Source organism: Acidovorax sp. Root219, from assembly GCF_001428665.1.
In the GTDB taxonomy this organism is placed as follows: domain Bacteria; phylum Pseudomonadota; class Gammaproteobacteria; order Burkholderiales; family Burkholderiaceae_C; genus Acidovorax.
This window is the reverse complement of record NZ_LMIJ01000011.1, coordinates 709,572-727,959: the sequence shown is the minus strand read 5'-3', so window position 1 is coordinate 727,959 and position 18,388 is coordinate 709,572. Positions and strand designations below refer to the sequence as shown.

Here is an 18,388-nt window from a genome sequence, read left to right as displayed (position 1 = left end):
CGTGGTTGCCGCGAAAGCTCAGGGGCGCAGGAAGCGCACGATCATCTCGACGATGGATTCGCGGCGCTCGGCCATGGCGGCCGGCGAGTCGAGCGTGCGCTTGAAGATGGCGCCGAAGGTGTGCCGGTTGGAGACGTTGAAGAAGCACAGCGCCGAGATCGACATGTGCAGATCAACCGGGTCCACGTCGGGCCGGAAGACGCCTGCGCCCACGCCGCGCTGGTAGACCTTGTGCACCGCATGAATGACCGGGATGTTGAGCTCCTGGATGGTCGTGGAGCGGCTGATGTACTCGCCGCGGTGCATGTTCTCGTTCATCACCAGGCGGATGAAGTCGGGGTTGGCCAACTGGTAGTCGAAGGTGAAGCCGACCAGGGTGCGCAGGGCCTGCTCGGGCGCCAGGTCTTCCAGGTGCAGCTCCGACTCGATCTGCCGGATGCGGCGATAGGCTTCCTCCAACACCTTGACGTACAAGCCTTCCTTGCTACCGAAATAGTAGTAGATCATGCGCTTGCTGGTGCTGGTGAGCGCCGCGATCTCATCGATGCGGGCACCGGCCAGGCCTTTGTCCGCGAACTCCGCCGTGGCCACCTGCAGGATGTTGGCCATCGTGCGGTCGGGGTCGTTCACGCGTACACGCTCGGCACCGGGGGTGGCCGCAGCCTCGCGCGCAGCGCGTTGCCGCGCCGGGCGGCTGGCACTGGCGGATGGCTGGGGATTTTGAACCGTTTCGTCCATATGCGCCAAGCATACGGCAAGGGCCAGCCCCTCTGGCCCCTCCGGTGCGATCAAGAGGGCTTGGTGTCTGCGAAGCTCGGGCGCTGCATGAGCTTGTCCAGCAGCTTGCCCAGGTTGGGGTACTCGCTGCGCCAGGCTACGTCCGGGAAGCGGAATTCGAGCCAGCCCAGGGCGCAGCCCACGGCGATGTCCGACAGGCTCAGGTGGATACCACTGCAGTAGGGTTTGTCGCCCAGGCCCTGGCTCATGGACTTGAGGCTGTCGTTGACCTTGCGCATCTGGCGGTCGATCCAGGCCTGGCTGCGCTCGCTGTCCTTGCGGTGGGCCCAGGTGGCTTCCAGGCGGGCGAGGATGGCCGCGTCCACCACACCGTCGGCCAGGGCTTCCCAGGTCTTGACCTCGGCACGCTCACGGCCCTGGCTGGGGATGAGCTTGCCCACAGGAGAGAGGGTGTCCAGGTACTCGACGATCACGCGCGAGTCGAAGACGGCCTCGCCGCCTTCCATCACCAGGCAGGGCACCTTGCCCAGCGGGTTGGAGGTGGCGATGCTCGTGTCGTCGGCCCAGACGTTTTCCTGCACGAACTGGTAGTCGAGCTTCTTTTCGGCCATGACGACGCGCACCTTGCGTACATAAGGGCTGGCGGAGGCTCCGATCAATTTCATGGGGTGGTTTCCAGTGCGCGGGATAAGCTGACGTTACACGACCGATTCTATCGGCTGCGCCCCCTGGCGCCTGTCCCGCAAGCCCCCCGCATGGGGGATACCAGAACGCGCAGGAGCGCCTGTAGCGGCCTGCCACGAGAGCTGCAGCGCACTGGTGCAGATTTGCAACAGCTTGTCTGCGGCGCACCAGGCCACCGGGTGCACTGGGCGGATTGGGGTTTCCCCGTGCGTGCAGCCTACAATCTGGCCCCATGAGCCTGTCCACCATCACTGCCCTGTCGCCGCTCGACGGCCGCTATTCCAACAAACTCGCCGCCCTGCGCCCCATCATGAGCGAGCACGGCTACATGCACCGGCGCGTGCAGGTGGAAGTGGCCTGGTTCATCGCGCTGTCGGACGCAGGCTTTGCCGAGTTCAAGCCGCTGACTACCGGCGCGCGTGCCTACCTTTTGGGCCTGGTGAAGAATTTCTCGGAAGCCGATTCGGCCGCCATCAAGGACATCGAGAAGACCACCAACCACGACGTGAAGGCCGTGGAATACTGGATCAAGAGCAAGTTCGAGGCGCGCCCCGAGCTGGAAAAGGCCGCCGAGTTCGTGCACTTTGCCTGCACCAGCGAAGACATCAACAACACCAGCCATGCGCTGCAGTTGCGCTCGGGCCGAGACCAGGTCGTGCTGCCAGGACTGGACCGCGTGGTGCTCAAGCTGCGCGAGATGGCCCATGCCTACGCCGACGTGCCCATGCTCAGCCGCACCCACGGCCAGACGGCCAGCCCCACCACCGTGGGCAAGGAGATGGCCAACGTGGTGGTGCGCCTGCAGGCCGCCTGCGAGCGCATTGCCGGCGTGAAGATTCTGGGCAAGATGAATGGCGCCGTGGGCAACTACAACGCCCACATGTCGGCCTGGCCCGATTTCGACTGGGAGGCGTTCAGCAAGAAGGTCATCGAAACCCCCGAGCCCCTGGGCCTGGGCCTGACCTTCCAGCCCTACAGCATCCAGATCGAGCCGCACGACTATATGGCCGAACTGTTCGATGCCGTGGCACGTGCCAACACCATCCTGGTCGACCTGTCGCGCGACATCTGGGGCTATGTGAGCCTGGGCTACTTCAAGCAGCGCCTGAAGGCCGGCGAGATCGGCTCCAGCACCATGCCGCACAAGGTCAACCCCATCGACTTCGAGAACGCCGAAGGCAACCTGGGCCTGGCCAATGCGCTGCTGCGCCACCTGTCGGAAAAGCTGCCCGTCAGCCGCTGGCAGCGCGACCTGACCGACAGCACGGTGCTGCGCAACATGGGCGTGGCCCTGGGCTATGCCGCGCTGGCGTATGCCTCGCTGCTGACCGGCCTGAACAAGCTGGAGCTCAACGAGGAAGCCCTGGCCGAGGATCTGGACTCATCCTGGGAAGTGCTGGCCGAGCCGATCCAGACGGTGATGCGCCGCTTTGGCGTGCAGGGCGCGTACGAGAAGCTCAAGGAAGTCACGCGCGGCAAAACCGTGACGGCCGAGGCGCTGCACGGGCTGATCCAGTCGCTGGAAATCCCGCAGGCCGAGAAGGACCGGTTGCTGGCGATGACGCCGGGCAGCTACACCGGCAAGGCAGCAGCGCTGGCCCGTCGGGCCTGAGCAGTTTCTGCCGCAAGCCCGGAGCCCAGCGGCCCAGGCGCGGCATGCCCGCGACGAAAATCGCCTGTGCCCTGTGGCGCATGGTGATTTCCTATTTTCACGGCCTCTGTTGCCTGCACACGGGCATGGGCAGCGGTCAATTGTTGTTCAGTGAGACCGCATGGCCATCAAATCCACCATCTTCAAGGCGAATCTGCAGATCGCCGACATCGACCACGGCTACTACGCGGACCATGCGCTGACGCTGGCGCGGCACCCGAGCGAGACCGACGAGCGCATGATGGTGCGCCTGGCGGCGCTGGCCATCCACGCGCACGACCTCAACGACATCTGCAATGGCGATGGCACGTTGGCCTTTGGCGCCGGGCTGTCGGACCCGGACGATCCGGACGCATCGCTGACCGATTTCACCGGCCGCAAGCGCGTCTGGATCGAGGTCGGCCAGCCCGAAGACAAACCGCTGACCAAGGCCTGCAGCAAGTCCGACAGCGTGGTGGTGTACTGCTTCAACCACGCGGCCGAGATCTGGTGGAAGGGTATCGAGACCAAACTCTCGCGCCTGGAAAAACTGCAGGTCTGGCGCATTCCCACCGAAGCTTCGCAGGCCCTGGCGGCCCTGGCCGAGCGCAGCATGCAACTGCAGGCCACGGTGCAGGAAAGCGCCCTGACGCTGAGCAGCAATCTGGGCAGTGTGGTCGTGGAGCCGGTGCGCTGGAAGTAACCGCCGCATCCTGGCCGCGCAGCAGCGGCAGGCACAGGGGCTGAAGCTCAGTCGCGCGGCATCAACACGCCGCAGTGCCAGCACTGCTCGAAGCCACCCTCCACCGTCTCACCGCAACGGCACACCCAGTGGCGCTGTGGCAGGTTTTGCAGGTCATGGAGCAGGGTGCGTGCGCGGCTGGCGTGCTCGTCGTATTCGAGCCAGATCTCGGGCAGGCACTGGTCGGGCGGCAGGTGGCCGGCGGCGGCACCCAGGTACTGGCGCTGCACCGAGGCGGTCATGCCGGCCTCGCACAGGATGTCGGCCCAGAGCGTGGCAATCGCGATGTTGGGGGCCTGGGTCAGTCGCAGCATGGCCCCACCATACCGGTTTGGGGGCGCGGCGTACAGGGGCCGCTATGCCTGGCGGAGCCGGCTCCGTGCCGGGGGCACCGGTAAGCCTACAGCGGCCTCTGGCACCGGGGCCTTCGCCGATGGCCCTTCTGCCGCGCGCTCCGAGTACCGGTTGAAACGCCAGGCCGAGTGCTCCAGCGTGATGCGGCGCCACACACTGCGCTTTTCAGCTGCGGTGTAGGCGAGCCAGTGCTGCACCTCGTCGAAGCTGCGGCCGCAGCCCTTGCATTGGTCATCGCCCTGGCTGGTGGAGCAGATGGCGATGCACGGGGTGTCGGGCGTGGTGTCGTACCAGGCCTTCCATGCCGCCATGGCCTCTGGCGGAAAGCTGGCCTCGTCCGCCTCGTCCTCGTGCCAGTAGACCATCAGCGCATACACCTCGGCCAGGGCCCGGATCTGCGGCGCCAGGGTCATGCCATCGGGCGAGGGGGAGCGCTCGCGCCAGTGGTTGATGGCGGCTTCGATGTCGGTGATGTGGATGGACGAGGGGGGCATAAAAAAAGAGCCCCCGCCAGGTTCTAACCAGCAGGGGCCCGGAGCATAACCGGCCTTGCCCGGCATGCGGGCAAGGAGGTTAATCGGCTCAGTTGTTGCCCAGCGCAATGCCCTCACGCCGCGGATCAGCGCCGCCGGCGTAAGTACCCGCTGCGGGGTTGCGCGAGAGCAGGCCGGCATTGCCGTTGGCGCGCACGCCGTTGAACACCACGCCGTGCAGGCCGCTGGCAAAGGTGTCGGTCTGCGCCACGGTGTGGCCACGGGCCCTGAGGCCGTCGCGGATGGCGGCCGTGTCGATGACCGAGCCCTTCTCGATGGAGGTGGTGGCGTTGGTCTGCGCGCCGAAGTTGGGCAGGTTGATGGCCTGCTGCACGTTCAGCCCCCAGTCGGTCATGCCCAGAATGCTCTTGGCGGTGTACTGGATGATGGCGCTGCCGCCGGGCGAGCCGATGGCCCCTTCGAAGTCGCCGGTGGCGGCGTTGAAGATGATGGTCGGCGCCATGGAGCTGCGTGGCCGCTTGCCGGGCTGCACGCTGTTGGCGATGGCCTTGCCGGCGGAGTCGGTGGCGGTGAACGAGAAGTCGGTGAGCTGGTTGTTCAACAGGAAACCGCGCACCATCTGCAGGCTGCCGAAGCCGTTCTCGATGGTGGTGGTCATCGATACGGCATTGCCCGAGGCATCGACGATGGACAGGTGGGTGGTGGAAGGCAGGTTCAGCGAGCTGTCGGCACCGCGGGATGCCACCACGCCGGGAGGCGTGCCGGCCACGGGCGTGCCGATGCTGCGCTGCATGTCGATCAGGCGCGCACGGCCCTTGAGGTAGTCGGCATTGATCATGCCGGCCTGGGGCACGGCCACGAAGTCGGGGTCGGCCACGTACAGGGCGCGGTCGGCATAGGCCAGGCGGTAAGCCTCGGAGACCACATGCACCGAGTCAAGCGTGTTGGGCTTCATCGCCGCCAGGTCGAAGCTTTCGAGCATGCCCAGGGTCTGCAGCACGGCGATGCCGCCCGAACTGGGCGCGGGCATGCCGCAGACGCGGTACTTGGTGCGGTACACGCCGCACACGGGTTCACGCACCTTGGGCGTGTAGTTGTTCAGGTCGGACAGCGCGAGCTTGCCCGGGTTGGTGGGGTGGCCCGAGACCTTGGCCACGATGTCGGCGGCGATGGCACCCTTGTAGAAGGCATCGGCACCGCCAGCGGCAATGGTGCGCAGCGTCGCAGCCAGCTCGGGGTTCTTGAGCAGGGTGCCGGTAGGTTTGGCCGTGCCGTCGGCACGGAGGAAGTAGCTGGCGCCGGGCTCGCCCTGGGCCTTGATGCGCGCGGCCGAGCCGGCGATGGAGACGCTCATGCGCTCGGAGATCGCAAAGCCATCTTCGCTGAGCTTGATGGCGGGATCGAACAGGTCCTTCCACGGCAGCTTGCCGTGCGCCTTGTGCGCGGCTTCGAGCATGCGCAGCACGCCTGGGGTGCCCACGGAGAGGCCACCGTCCACCGCGGTCAGGAAGGCCAGCGGGTTGCCATCGGCACCGATGAACAGGTTGGGCGTGGCAGCCATGGGCGCGGTCTCGCGGCCGTCATAGGCCAGCAGCCGGTTGGCGCCCTTGTCGAAGTGCAGCATGAAGGCGCCGCCGCCGATGCCCGACGATTGCGGCTCCACCAGGTTGAGCACCATCTGCACGGCGATGGCCGCATCGATGGCGCTGCCGCCCTTGGCCAAGATGGCGGTGCCGGTCTGCACGGCCAGCGGGTTGGCCGCAGCGACCATGTCCTTGTTGGCATAGGCGATGGTCTTGGGCGTGTAGCCCGAGGGCGGCTCGGGCGGCACGTACTGCTCCACGGGCTCGGCGATGGGGGTGTCGTTGCTGCCTCCGCAGGCAGCCAGAGCGGCCACGGCGGCTGCGCTGAGCAGGGCGAGCTGCCAGCGGCGCCCGGTAGTGGAGATGGTCATGGGTCTCGGTCCTCGATCCAGTGGGGAAAGGCGGGGATGCAGCCTGCGGGTGGTGCAGATGCATGGCGAAACACATGATAGTCACGGTTTTGTCACACCGCAAAGGCAAAAAGGTGCCGATCAAAATGCGTGGCGGCATGTGCTCGTTATCCCTTGGGTGCCAGCCGGCCGCGCTCTGCGGGGCTTGCGTTCACGGCCGGGCGATGGTCCAATTGCGGCTTCGAAGGGGAGTAGCTCCCGCCACGCACCCGCGCTGCGCCCACAGGGCACAGCCATCGCGTGGCATCGGACCTGTCGTCAATACGAAGCGAAACACCGCTTCCGGCAGGCCGGGTTCAGCGCGCAGGAAGGGCGCTGGGCCGAGCAAGACCTTTGATGGGCCCTCTGTGGGCTGATCAAGGCCGCCCTCCCGATTCGACGACCCGCGCAACGCGGGCGAGCCCTTGATCCTCCGACCGCAGGCCCTCTATCCCCCGGATGGACTTGGCGCTACATTGTCGCCAAGCCCTCCTTTTATCTACCGATATTGAGGAATTTATGGAATTTTTGGCTTCGCCCGAATTCTGGCTCGCGCTGGGACAGATCATCATCATCGACATCCTGCTGGGTGGCGACAATGCGGTGGTCATTGCCCTGGCCTGCCGCAAGCTGCCCCCCGCTCAGCGTACCAAGGGCATCATCTGGGGCACGGCAGGCGCCATCGTTCTGCGCGTGATCCTGATCGCCTTCGCCATGACGCTGCTGGCGCTGCCATTCCTCAAGTTCGTGGGCGCGGTGCTGCTGGTGTGGATCGGCGTCAAGCTGCTGGCCCCCGATGAAGATGGCCACGGTGACGTGCAGGGCAGCGACAAGCTGCTGGCCGCCATCAAGACCATCATCGTCGCCGACCTGGTGATGAGCGTGGACAACGTGATCGCCATCGCTGGCGCTGCACAGAACGCGGGCGAGCACCAGTTCCTGCTGGTGGTGCTGGGCCTCCTGATCTCGATCCCGATCATCGTCTGGGGCAGCCAGCTGGTGATCAAGCTGATGGAGCGCTTCCCGTTCATCATCACGCTGGGCGGGATGCTGCTGGGCTGGATCGCTGGCGGGATGCTGGTGACCGACCCGGTCTTCTCCAATCCTGACAAGTGGCAGTGGATGATCAAGATCCCGCAGACCGACATGATCAGGTATGGTGCAAGCGTGGCAGGTGCCTTGCTGGTGCTGGCGCTTGGCAAGATGATCCTGGCACGCCGCACTGCCACTGCCGCCCCGGTGGAACACGGTTGAGCGGACTTCAATGACCCCATGGGCTGACTGCGGGGCGCTCGCCGAGCGCCTTTGGCGGCAGCCCCCGACCAGGGAGCTTACGCATATGGACAAAGTCATCGTGTACGTGGACGACGCAGCCCATGCACTGCAGATCCTCGCGCCCCTGTTTGCGCGCGGTTCGGCGGGCAATACGCACTGGGTGCTGGTGGCGTGCGCGCCACGCATGACCCATCGCATCAGCAAGTGGGTCAGCCACAGCGCGCGCGAAAACTGGCGCGCCAAGTGGGCCGACAAGCTGTTCGCCCAGGTGGTGCCGGGCCTCAGGGCCCACCCCGACCACGTCACCATGGTGCTGGCCAAGGGCCCGCTGCCGGAGCTGACGGACCGGCTGCAGGCCGACATGGGCAGCACCAAGGCCCAGGTGGTGGACGCGCGCCGCCCCAAGCTGGACGCCATGGCACCCGACGCGGCAACCACCGTGCCGACCGGCAATCGCTGGGCACTTCCCGGCACGCTGGGCAGCCTGTTTGCCAGCGTGGGTTTGCTGATGGTGCTGGGCACCGAGTAACCAGCAGGCTTCGAGGGGAAGGTGGTCGGAGTGTTCCGGCCGCCTGCGCGCCCCTTTTTGCCACAGGCCAATGCTATCCTGTGGCCCATGATCCGACTTCTTCTGAAATGGCTGCTCAGCGCCGCATCGCTGCTGTTTGTGGCCTATGTCTACAGCGGTGTGGTGGTGCAGAGCTTTCCGTCGGCGCTGATCGCGGCCTTCGTGATCGGCCTGTTCAATGTAATCTTGCGCCCCGTCCTCGTGGTGCTGACATTGCCCGTGACCATCGTGACGGTCGGGCTGTTCCTTTTTGTCATCAACGCGCTCATGTTCTGGGCTGCGGCCAGCGTGCTCGATGGCTTCCAGGTCACCGGATTTGCTGCCGCGCTGATCGGCTCGCTGATCTACTCGCTGCTCGGCGTGGTGATCGAATCAGCGCTCGGCGGCCTGTTCACGAAGAAGTGATTCCATGGCCTTGAGGCGGGTGTCGATGATGGACGCCTCGAAGTGGTCCACCGACGCACCGCTGCGCTTGGCCAGGTCTTGCCCCGCCTTGAAACGGTCTACCGCTGCGGCATAGTCATAGCGCGTGGCATGGGCCTCGGCCTCGGCACGGACAGCGCGCAGGGGCTGGCCGTTGGCCTGCCACACGGTGGCCATCAACTGCCACACGGTGGCGTCCCGCGGGTGGTTGGCGATCCAAGTCTGCAGCGCCCCGGTGACCTCGCCCGAGCGGCCGAGCTTGACCAGCGCGCGGGTGCGCAGCAGCAGCTCCGGCCGGTGGTCGTTGGCGGCCCCAGCAGGCAGCGCAGCGAGGGCCGCGTCTGCATCGCCGGCGGCCAGTTCGATTTCTGCCTTGAGCAGTTGCGCCAGCCGCTGGGCTGGCAGGTCGCCACGGACCTGCGCCTCCAGCAGCGCCCAGGTCGTGCGTGCCGCCTTGGCATCGCGCAGCTGGCTGCTCCCCAGGGCCGAGGCATACAGGATGGCGGCCTTGCGCGCCGCGCTCTGGCTGGCAAAGCCGGTGCTGCCCGGTTCGGCGATCCACTGGCGCTGGGTGTCCACCCCGGGATTGGAGAGCACCCGCGCCCGCGCGGAGGCCATGGCGTGCTCCTGCGTGGACACGGGGGCGGGCTGTTGTGCCTTGCCCGGCGGCAGACGCGACTGCATGTCGGCCATGCGCTGCGTGGTCAGCGGGTGGCTGCGCAGGTAGGGCCAGGAGCCGTTGTCGTTGATGCGGTTGGCCTGCTGCAGCTTGTCGAACATGCTCACGAAGCCCTGGGGAGCAAACCCCGCAGGCTCCATGAGCCCGTAGCCGACACGGTCGGCCTCGCGCTCCATGTCGCGCGAGAAATTGAGCTGCGTCTGCATGGCCAACGCCTGCCCCCCGACCACCATGGCCTGCGCGGCACCCGGGTTCTTGCTGGCGGCCAGGGCGCCGAGGATCATGGCACCCAGCAGCAGGGGCGTCTGCTTGCTCTGCTGGGCAATCAGGCGAGAGATATGGCGCTGGGTGACGTGGCTGAGCTCATGCGCCAGCACCGAGGCCAGTTCATCGCGCGAAGTCACCACGCCGATCAGGCCCAGGTGTACACCCAGGTAGCCGCCCGGCAACGCAAAGGCGTTCACCGAGCGGTCGCGCCCGAGCAGAATCTCCCACGCAAAGCGCTCGTCCAGCTCCGGCGAGAGTTCACCGCGCTTGCGCGCCGCATCCATCAGGGGCAGCCACAGGCTCTGGACATACTCGGACAGCACGGCATCGTCGATATAGTCCGGGTCGCGGTACAGCTCGCGGATGATGCGGTCGCCCAGGCGCCGCTCGCCGCTGGTGGTGAGCTCGCTGCCATCGCCCAGGGTGGGGAGTTGGGCGTGGGCAAGACGCACGGGAAGAATGGCCGTACTGGCCAGGGCGAGTGCCAGGGATGTCACTACCGCTCGCGCACGCCAGAGGCGGTGCGCCCGGGGGACCTGGCGCCCGGCCCGCACGCGGATGTCGCTTGAAGCCAGCGTGTGGGCCACACCAATATGGTTGCCCGCTGCCGGGGCACAAACAGGTTGAATAGGCAGGGTGGGGAGGGTCGCCACGCTTGGGATTTTCCGCATGGACCGTATGATGCCCTGACGCTCCAGTGTTTCCCCGGCGATTCAACTGGTTACCAAGAAATTGCAGCCCCCTGCCGACAGCCCGACTCCAGCGACCCCTCCATGTCCATCCCGACCACAACGCCAACGCTCACCCATTTCGACGCCCAGGGCCAAGTCCACATGGTGGACGTGGGCGCCAAGCCCGCGACCCACCGCATCGCGGTTGCCACGGGCCGGATCGAGATGCAGCCGGCCACGCTGGCCATAATCGAAGCCGGCACCGCCAAGAAGGGCGACGTGCTGGGTATTGCACGGATTGCCGGCATCCAGGCGGCGAAGAGGACGAGTGATCTGATTCCGTTGTGCCATCCGCTGGCATTGACGCGGGTGGCTGTGGAGTTTGAGGTGGCCAGCGTGAAGCATCCCGGAACTACAGGAATTGCCTGCACGGCCACCGTGGAAACCGTGGGCCAGACGGGGGTCGAGATGGAGGCGCTGACTGCGGTGCAGATTGCCTTGCTGACGATTTATGACATGTGCAAGGCGGTGGATCGGGGGATGGTGGTCAATAACGTACGGGTGGTGGAAAAGCAAGGCGGAAAGTCAGGAAACTTTGGAGAAGCAGCTCGATCCTAGCCGCGCGATCAGGGGAGATCTCATGAAAAACGAAAGCATCTGATCCTGGTTTCCATAGTTTGACAATACAAGGATTCGCGCTGCATTTAACAAAGTTGTCGTGCCAAAGTGCTACCTTTCCATTTCGCAGGACCGAGACACCCATGCAATCTCAAAAGCTGGCGAAACAAAGCCTAGTCGGCGCGTTGATCCAGGGCACCCTTCTTGCTGAATGGATTTGAATTTTTGAATGAAACTGGAGCAGTTGTTGATGACCCCCTCGCCCCATCGTGCCCGATTCTGGCTACTGGCCATCTTCGTTCTCTCAGGCTTTGCCGGACTGATCTATCAATCCATCTGGACCCACTATTTGGGGCTATTTCTTGGCCATGCAGCCTACGCACAGGCTCTGGTCCTTGCGATTTTCATGGGCGGCATGGCGGCCGGCGCCGCATGGATTGCCAAAGCGGGCCAAAAATGGCGCAATCTTATCCGGGGCTATGCAATTATCGAAGTGGTAATCGGAATATTTGGCCTATTGTTCCATCATCTTTTCACAGGCGTGGCAGAAATCAGTTATGACCACCTCTTTCCAGCACTAGGTGACACATCGGCAATCAATATCGCACGATGGCTTGTCGCAGCGCTACTTATTCTTCCCCAGACCATCCTTCTTGGAATGACTTTTCCACTGATGAGCGGGGGAATTATAAGAAGATTTCCCGGAAATGATGGCAATGTCCTCGGTGGACTTTACTTCACCAACAGCATTGGCGCCGCCATTGGTGCTTTGGTCGCCGTTTTTATACTCCTCCCGCGAGTTGGATTACCGGGGGCCATGGTCGCAGCCGCGATGCTTAATTTCGCCGTTGCTGCGTTGGCCTGGTGGCTGGCTCGCGAGCCTGAACCGGTGAAGCCCTCAGACTTCAACGTGCAGACAGAGCAGCGATTAGGTCACAGTCCACTACTCCGGACGGTGCTTTTTGGAACTGCACTCTCTGGTGCAGCCTCCTTTATTTACGAGATAGTCTGGATTCGAATGCTGAGCATGGCCGTCGGAAGCACCATGCATTCATTTGAACTCATGCTTGCAGCTTTTATCGCAGGCATCGCGTTCGGCGGCCTCTGGGTTCGCAACCACGCAAGCAAAACTCAACAGCCCCTGCGCTTGGCTGGCTGGATGCAGATTTTTATGGGCATTGCGGCTCTTGGTTCTCTTGCTGTCTATGCCAATTCCTTCTCCTGGGTTGGCTGGATCATGGAGGCCCTCGCGAGAACAGATGCTGGATATGCCCTATTCAACGCCGGAACAGCAGCCATAGCAATAATCGTCATGCTACCAGCTGCCTTTTTTGCTGGCACAACGCTCCCGCTTTTTACCATCGCGCTACTTCAAAATAGTTACGGCGAGCGATCTATCGGAAGGGTGTATGCCTGGAATACTTTTGGGGCAATTTTTGGGGTATTTTTCGCTATTCACTTTCTTATCCCCAATATTGGCTTGAAACTATCACTATGCGTTGCTGCAGTCATTGATCTTGCGGTGGGTCTGGTCCTCATTCGCATGCATGCCAAAAGCAGTGGAAAACTGTTTCCCTTTGCACTCGCTGCTGCCAGCTCCCTGCTGGCTATTGTCTTGGCATTCCGAGTTCCTTTCGACCCAATGCAGCTGGCGTCCGGAGTGTTCCGTCATGGAAAAAGCAGCGTATCCAAAGACAGTGAGGTTGTCTATTACAAAGACGGGAAAACGGCGAGTGTATCGGTTATCAATACGAAGCCAGGTGCGTTGGCCATTGCAACTAATGGCAAGCCCGATGCAGCGATCATGATGGCCCCCGGCATTGGCCCGACAGCAGACGAGCCCACCATGGCATTGTTGGCAGCATTGCCATTGACCATGCATGCGTCCCCTCAAAAAATAGGCGTGATCGGCTTTGGCTCTGGCCTGACAACTCACACCCTTCTTGGTGACCAGCGGGTCAAGCGCGTTGACACCATTGAGATAGAAGAAGCAATGATTCAAGGCGCAAGACTTTTCGGTCCCAGGGTGGAGCGGGCATTCACCGACCCTCGCTCCCACATTATTGTTGATGATGCAAAAACTTATTTCTCAGGACAAAGCCTTAAATATGACGTCATCATCTCCGAACCCTCCAATCCGTGGATCAGCGGAGTCGGAGCACTATTTTCTTCGGAGTTCTACAAATTTATTCCGCGGCACATAGCTGAAGGAGGACTGTTCGTACAATGGATTCAACTATATGAAATAGACGATGCTCTTATCGGATCCATTCTGAAAGCCATGACACCCGCCTTCGAGGACTATAGTGCTTGGATATCCAACAGTACAGATCTCATTATTGTCGCCAGTCCAAAAGGGCCGCTGCCGAAAGAGGATTTGGCAAACATTCTAAGTGACGGTGCCTTGACCGCCGAACTGGCGCGACAGGGACTGACTCGATCCGAGCATGTGCGCTTTAGAAAGATTGCGGATGCTCCAATGCTCAGAGGCTTTACGCACGCCTATGCTAATTTTCCGGCCAATTCTGACTATCACCCCATTCTGGGTCTTGTGGCTCCCAAAACCCGTTTCAAAGGCATTTTTGCTGAAGGTCTATTGTCGATTCCTTACCAATCCACTCCGTTCCTCGAGGCTTTGGGTGTACGACAGCCCTTCCCGCAGTCCATGGAGCCCAGTAAGGTGGAACATTTTCCTGCGGAACTCAATACATGGCGCGCGCGCGCTTTGCTGACCGAGCTGAATGGTGGAGATGGAACCGCTATGGCCCCTCACATAGTTGATAGACGATCGCTTACGCCAGCGACCTTGCTGCGGGAAGCTGCCGCCCAATGCAACAACCGTACGGATAATTACACACAGCGGTTCTCCGCTCTCTTGAGGGAATTCCATGAATCCACAATCCCCTATCTGTCGGAAGATACGATGAAAGGTGCCTGGACCAATCCTGCATGGCAGAAGTGCACGAATATACCTAACGACATTTCGGAAGCGATCGGGCTGTTGGCCGCCATTTCAGATAGAAGCTACACTGAAATGAACCGAAGAGGAAGAGAATGGCTGGAAAAATCAACTGACGGCAAAGTGACACGTAGAGAATTCAATGATATTGCCTTGTCAGCCGTATATCTTAGCCATGCCCATAGTGGACAATGGGAAAAAATCATGGAAGCAGAATCTACAATAGGTAAAAATATAATTTCCATTGGAGACTACCAAAAGCAACGACGACTTTTGAATGCCATGGCAGCAAGTATGACTCAAAAGTAATTTGCACCCGAGAATTTCCTTTATATGCCGAGCGGATACCGTCTGAAAATATTCGTCAGGCGACTTCCCGCCTCCGGGGCAGAGTCTTTTCTGCGTTTTACCGCAAAAGCTGTGAGCTGGAAAGTCCTGTATGGTTATCGCACCAATAGGCTCATACCCGCCATAGGTAGACTAAGGCCGCGACACCAATTCCGACAAGAACGCCAATGCTTATTTCCAATTTCGTATGTCCCATACGTTCGCGCAGGCGTTTTTTTTCATAGCACTTCAATTTGTCAGCCAGCCGATTGATTGCTTCTGCATGCTTTCCCACTTGGCGACGGAGGCTGTTGGCATCCAGCATGACCACAAAGGCGAACGTGACTGCCACTGCAAATGCCGGATGGTCAATGCCTTCCCGCAAGGCAACCAGTGTGACGGTACTGCTGACGATGGCGCTGTGCGTACTGGGTAGTCCACCGTATCCAATCAGGCCAAACGCCCATTGGCCTGATTTGACGCTATTGATGATGAACTTCAACGTACCCGCCGCCAGCCAGGCGAGAAAGGGGGTTAAGGCGTATGAAAGGTCCATGGATGTCGTCAATGGGAAGCGGGCCAAAGAACCCAGAGGCACGCGCCAATCCACACCAGTACCGTGGCAAGCAACGGCAGGTCGAACAGCAGAGCATCAGTCGGAGACTCCCCTCCCTCCAGCCTTTCAACCACAAACCAGTAGCGAAAGAGGCCGAACAACACCACTGGCACGGTAATGACCAGTTCAGGCTGTGCCGACATGACAAACATGCTGTAAAACACCAGAGCACCTGTCGCAGCCATCTCTGCATAGCGATCAACCAGGGCCACGGTGTACTGCTCAAGCACTTCTCGGCTCTCGCTGCCGCGGTGGCTCAGTTCCTGGCGCCGCTTGACCGCAGCCAAATACAGAGCGAGGCACAGTGTCGTGATAAACATCCAGGACGAGACAGGCACTGACAATGCCTGAGCGCCCGCATAGACCCGCAACACAAATCCAAAGGCCACGGTGAAAATGTCTAACACGGGCTGGTGCTTGAGCCCAAAGCTGTATGCCCAGTTTAGTGCCAAATAGCCACAAATCACCAGTACCACGGCAGGTTGGAGAAACCATCCCCATACAAGCACGCCATAGAGCAGAGCCACCAACGCCAGAGCTTCTGACCTCCTCACGATGCCCGCAGCCAATGGCCGCGTTTTGGATTTCTTGGGATGCATACGATCACGCTCGACATCCTTGATGTCATTGACGATGTACGCTGCGGAAGATGCGACACAGAACAGTGCCATGGCGAGCAGGGCCTGCGCGATGGCATGTGGATCTTTGAACGCGCCGGCAAACACCAAGGGCGCCAGCACAAAGCTGTTCTTGATCCACTGCTGCGGCCTCATCAGCCTCAAAAGGCCCGACCACCTCTTCATAGACGTGACGGATGGCGGGGTATCATGCATGCCGTTTATATACCTGTGCGACAAAGCATGGATTCTGCACCATGAGGATTGCATTGCTCTATGCATTGCTGGCAGCGGTTGCCACAGCTGTCAACATTGGCGCCCAGGATGCCTTTTTGCGCATGTACGGCGGGCCGTTGCACGTCCTGGCGTCGGTCATCGTAGGTACGGCCGCAGGCTTGATCGTCAAGTACCTGCTCGACAAGCGCTACATCTTCAAGTTCCGGGCGCGAGACGCGGCCCACAGTACCCGAACCTTCGCGCTATACACGGTGATGGGATTGCTGACCACACTGGTCTTTTGGTGCTTCGAATTTGGCTTTCACGCCTTGTTCGAAGGCTCGCGTGAGATGCGCTACCTGGGTGGCGCGTTGGGGTTGGCCATGGGCTATGCGGTCAAGTACCACCTGGACCAGCGCTACGTGTTCAAGGCAGCGGGATGAGGTCCATGCAATCATGGGGAAGGCTGAGCGCCGGCCCGCACCACGTTATCCCACTGGTTGACCCTTCTCGCGTCGCAGAGGCGATGCAGACCCATGCCCCCGGGATCGCCTACGGCAACGGCCGCAGCTATGGGGACATGTGCCTCAATCCAGGCGGAGTGCTCTGGCATACGAGAGGATTGGATCGCTTGTGCAGCTGGAACGCCGAGACAGGTATGTTGGTTTGCGAATCAGGGGTGCTTCTGCGGGATATACAGCAGACGTTTGTTCCCAAAGGCTGGATGCTACCCGTGACGCCAGGCACCCAGTTTGTCACCGTGGGCGGAGCAGTGGCCAACGATGTGCATGGAAAGAATCACCACGCGATGGGCAGCTTCGGTGATCAGATCCTGCGCCTGTGGCTGGCACGCAGCGATGGCCAAATCATCGAATGCACAAGGGGCCAAGCGAGTGAATGGTTTTTCGCCACCATCGGAGGGATGGGCCTGACGGGTGTCATCGTTCGGGTGGAACTGAAGTTGCGCCGCATATCCGGCCCCTGGCTGGACACAGAGACTATTCCGTACGGGAGCCTGGACGAATTCTTCGGCTTGTCGGATGCCAGCGAGGCTGCATGGGAGCACACCGTTTCCTGGATAGATTGTCTTTCCGGTGAACGCACACGCGGAATCTTCATGCGCGCCAAGCCCTCTGCCGCGACAATCGGGCCCTTGCCCAAGTCCGGTACCCGGCGCATGCCCGTCACGCCACCCGTGTCGCTCGTCAACCATATGACCTTGCGGCCCTTCAATATCGCCTACCACCGTCTCCAGCGCTGGAAGGCGGGGCAGGCCGTGGCGCATTACGAGCCCTTTTTCTATCCGCTAGACGGACTGCTTGAATGGAACCGCATGTACGGTCCCAAGGGATTTTACCAGTACCAAAGCGTCGTGCCTCGCGCTGCAGGGCCCGACGCTACCCGGGAAATGCTGCGTGAGATCGGACGTAGCGGGGAGGGCTCGTTCTTGGCCGTGCTCAAGACATTTGGCAGCCGAGCAGGCCCCGGTATGCTCAGCTTCCCACGTCCCGGTGTCACGCTGGCACTGGACTTTCCGAATCGCCGGGACAGCACCCTGCGCCTGTTTTCGCGACTGGATGAGATCGTGCTCGCTGCTGGCGGCACCCTTTACCCCGCCAAGGACGCACGCATGTCCCGCCGGATGTTTGAATCCGGGTATCCGCGCCTAGCGGAGTTTTTGCCATTTCGCGACCCCGGCATCACCTCGTCGATGTCGCGCCGCCTTCTAGGGAGCTGATGTGACACATTCACCGCACACACAACCACGACAGCGCATCGTGATCATTGGAGCGACTTCCGCCATGGCCGAGCACTGTGCCCGCCTGTGGATAACCAAGGGGTCTGCGGACATGGTTCTGGTCGGACGCAATGAGGCCAAGCTCCAAAGGACCATTGCCGATCTGGCCGTACGATCGCCAACATCAACCTTCACGTCGCTCACAATCGATTTTCTCGACGCAACGTCCATCGATGGAACGGCCTTGGCAATTTGCGAGGCGGGCTTGCCTGATATCGTTTTGATCGCCCACGGGTCACTGCCAGACCAGACTGCATGCCAGACTAACCTTCACGCGTGCCGCGACGAACTCGAAATCAACGGCGTATCACCAGCCTTGTTTGCAGAAGCCTTTGCGGCACGCATGGTTCCCGCCGACCAAGGAACGATCATCCTTATCAGCTCGGTCGCGGGCGAACGTGGCCGCCAATCCAACTATGTCTATGGAGCAGCCAAGGGCATGCTCAGCTTGTACGCTCAGGGCCTCCAGCACCGTGTGGCAAGCAGTTGCCGCAATCTGAACGTGCTGCTGGTCAAGCCGGGGCCCACCGCGACCCCCATGACGGCCCATCTGACAGAACAGGGCGTGGCCTTGGCTACCGTGGAAGACGTAGCGCGGGCTATCGTCGATGCAGCGGACAAAGGAAAGGCCGAGATCTACGCCCCCGGCAAATGGTGGTTGATCATGCTGGTGATACGCCACCTTCCGCGCTTTGTCTTCAACCGGCTGCGGATCTGAGCCACGCGTCCGAGCGCAACGA

General features: G+C 61.7%; 18 protein-coding genes. 10 read left to right on the top strand and 8 right to left on the bottom strand.

Features of this window, described 5'->3' with window-relative positions:
• Window positions 1-18: 18 nt before the first annotated feature.
• Window positions 19-738 (bottom strand): TetR/AcrR family transcriptional regulator, encoded by a 720-nt coding sequence (locus ASE28_RS14065; RefSeq protein ID WP_057200626.1) that lies wholly within the window; start codon window positions 736-738, stop codon window positions 19-21.
• A gap of 50 nt (window positions 739-788) precedes the next feature.
• A complete protein-coding gene (locus ASE28_RS14060; RefSeq protein ID WP_057200625.1) occupies window positions 789-1,403 on the bottom strand; it encodes a glutathione S-transferase N-terminal domain-containing protein in 615 nt (204 codons plus the stop codon).
• 251 nt (window positions 1,404-1,654) lie between these two features.
• On the opposite strand from ASE28_RS14060, the gene purB reads away from it, so the two are divergent.
• Together purB and ASE28_RS14050 are read left to right on the top strand one after the other, a co-directional pair.
• Window positions 1,655-3,034 (top strand): adenylosuccinate lyase, encoded by a 1,380-nt coding sequence (gene purB, locus ASE28_RS14055; RefSeq protein WP_057200624.1) that lies wholly within the window; start codon window positions 1,655-1,657, stop codon window positions 3,032-3,034.
• A 160-nt stretch (window positions 3,035-3,194) separates the two neighbouring features.
• Window positions 3,195-3,755, top strand: a complete 561-nt coding sequence (locus ASE28_RS14050) for a YaeQ family protein (RefSeq protein ID WP_057200623.1) — start codon at window positions 3,195-3,197, stop codon at window positions 3,753-3,755.
• Window positions 3,756-3,802: 47 nt separating this feature from the next.
• Here the strand turns inward: ASE28_RS14050 and ASE28_RS14045 are convergent, their stop codons facing one another.
• The 3 genes from ASE28_RS14045 to ggt all read right to left on the bottom strand — a co-directional run bounded on the left by ASE28_RS14045 (window position 3,803) and on the right by ggt (window position 6,596).
• Entirely contained in the window at window positions 3,803-4,108 is a 306-nt protein-coding gene (locus ASE28_RS14045) for a hypothetical protein (RefSeq protein ID WP_057267066.1), read from the bottom strand.
• Window positions 4,109-4,150: 42 nt separating this feature from the next.
• Entirely contained in the window at window positions 4,151-4,642 is a 492-nt protein-coding gene (locus ASE28_RS14040) for a DUF3717 domain-containing protein (RefSeq protein WP_057267064.1), read from the bottom strand.
• 88 nt (window positions 4,643-4,730) lie between these two features.
• Window positions 4,731-6,596: a gamma-glutamyltransferase gene (ggt, locus tag ASE28_RS14035; RefSeq protein ID WP_057267062.1), complete on the bottom strand. Its 1,866-nt coding sequence runs from the start codon at window positions 6,594-6,596 to the stop codon at window positions 4,731-4,733.
• 537 nt (window positions 6,597-7,133) lie between these two features.
• Between ggt and ASE28_RS14030 the strand changes: the two genes are divergently transcribed.
• The 3 genes from ASE28_RS14030 to ASE28_RS14020 all read left to right on the top strand — a co-directional run bounded on the left by ASE28_RS14030 (window position 7,134) and on the right by ASE28_RS14020 (window position 8,862).
• Complete coding sequence (locus ASE28_RS14030) at window positions 7,134-7,868, top strand: TerC family protein (protein ID WP_057200619.1); 735 nt, start codon at window positions 7,134-7,136, stop codon at window positions 7,866-7,868.
• 85 nt (window positions 7,869-7,953) lie between these two features.
• On the top strand, window positions 7,954-8,418 hold the full coding sequence (locus ASE28_RS14025; RefSeq protein ID WP_057267060.1) for a hypothetical protein: 465 nt from the start codon (window positions 7,954-7,956) through the stop codon (window positions 8,416-8,418).
• 90 nt (window positions 8,419-8,508) lie between these two features.
• The gene (locus ASE28_RS14020) at window positions 8,509-8,862 is read left to right on the top strand and encodes a phage holin family protein (protein ID WP_057267306.1); all 354 of its coding nucleotides are present in this window, start codon (window positions 8,509-8,511) and stop codon (window positions 8,860-8,862) included.
• On the opposite strand, the gene ASE28_RS14015 is transcribed toward ASE28_RS14020, so the two are convergent.
• A complete protein-coding gene (locus ASE28_RS14015; protein WP_057267058.1) occupies window positions 8,830-10,323 on the bottom strand; it encodes a M48 family metalloprotease in 1,494 nt (497 codons plus the stop codon). The two genes, ASE28_RS14020 and ASE28_RS14015, sit on opposite strands and share 33 nt — an antisense overlap.
• A gap of 276 nt (window positions 10,324-10,599) precedes the next feature.
• On the opposite strand from ASE28_RS14015, the gene moaC reads away from it, so the two are divergent.
• Both moaC and ASE28_RS31420 read left to right on the top strand, forming a co-directional pair.
• Window positions 10,600-11,115, top strand: coding sequence for a cyclic pyranopterin monophosphate synthase MoaC (gene moaC, locus ASE28_RS14010; RefSeq protein WP_057267057.1), 516 nt, complete (start codon window positions 10,600-10,602; stop codon window positions 11,113-11,115).
• A 229-nt stretch (window positions 11,116-11,344) separates the two neighbouring features.
• Complete coding sequence (locus ASE28_RS31420; RefSeq protein WP_200963942.1) at window positions 11,345-14,383, top strand: fused MFS/spermidine synthase; 3,039 nt, start codon at window positions 11,345-11,347, stop codon at window positions 14,381-14,383.
• A 151-nt stretch (window positions 14,384-14,534) separates the two neighbouring features.
• On the opposite strand, the gene ASE28_RS31415 is transcribed toward ASE28_RS31420, so the two are convergent.
• Together ASE28_RS31415 and ASE28_RS14000 are read right to left on the bottom strand one after the other, a co-directional pair.
• Window positions 14,535-14,957 carry a divergent PAP2 family protein gene (locus ASE28_RS31415; protein WP_082608060.1) on the bottom strand — a complete coding sequence of 141 codons (423 nt, stop codon included), beginning with the start codon at window positions 14,955-14,957 and terminating at the stop codon, window positions 14,535-14,537.
• An 8-nt stretch (window positions 14,958-14,965) separates the two neighbouring features.
• Window positions 14,966-15,850 carry a decaprenyl-phosphate phosphoribosyltransferase gene (locus ASE28_RS14000; protein ID WP_057267052.1) on the bottom strand — a complete coding sequence of 295 codons (885 nt, stop codon included), beginning with the start codon at window positions 15,848-15,850 and terminating at the stop codon, window positions 14,966-14,968.
• 41 nt (window positions 15,851-15,891) lie between these two features.
• Here ASE28_RS14000 and ASE28_RS13995 point away from each other — a divergent pair, with 41 nt between their 5' ends.
• The 3 genes from ASE28_RS13995 to ASE28_RS13985 all read left to right on the top strand — a co-directional run bounded on the left by ASE28_RS13995 (window position 15,892) and on the right by ASE28_RS13985 (window position 18,366).
• On the top strand, window positions 15,892-16,293 hold the full coding sequence (locus ASE28_RS13995) for a GtrA family protein (RefSeq protein ID WP_057267050.1): 402 nt from the start codon (window positions 15,892-15,894) through the stop codon (window positions 16,291-16,293).
• A gap of 83 nt (window positions 16,294-16,376) precedes the next feature.
• Window positions 16,377-17,588: an FAD-dependent oxidoreductase gene (locus tag ASE28_RS13990; protein WP_369818178.1), complete on the top strand. Its 1,212-nt coding sequence runs from the start codon at window positions 16,377-16,379 to the stop codon at window positions 17,586-17,588.
• 1 nt (window position 17,589) lies between these two features.
• Window positions 17,590-18,366 (top strand): SDR family NAD(P)-dependent oxidoreductase, encoded by a 777-nt coding sequence (locus ASE28_RS13985; protein ID WP_255361075.1) that lies wholly within the window; start codon window positions 17,590-17,592, stop codon window positions 18,364-18,366.
• The last annotated feature ends 22 nt before the right edge of the window (window positions 18,367-18,388 follow it).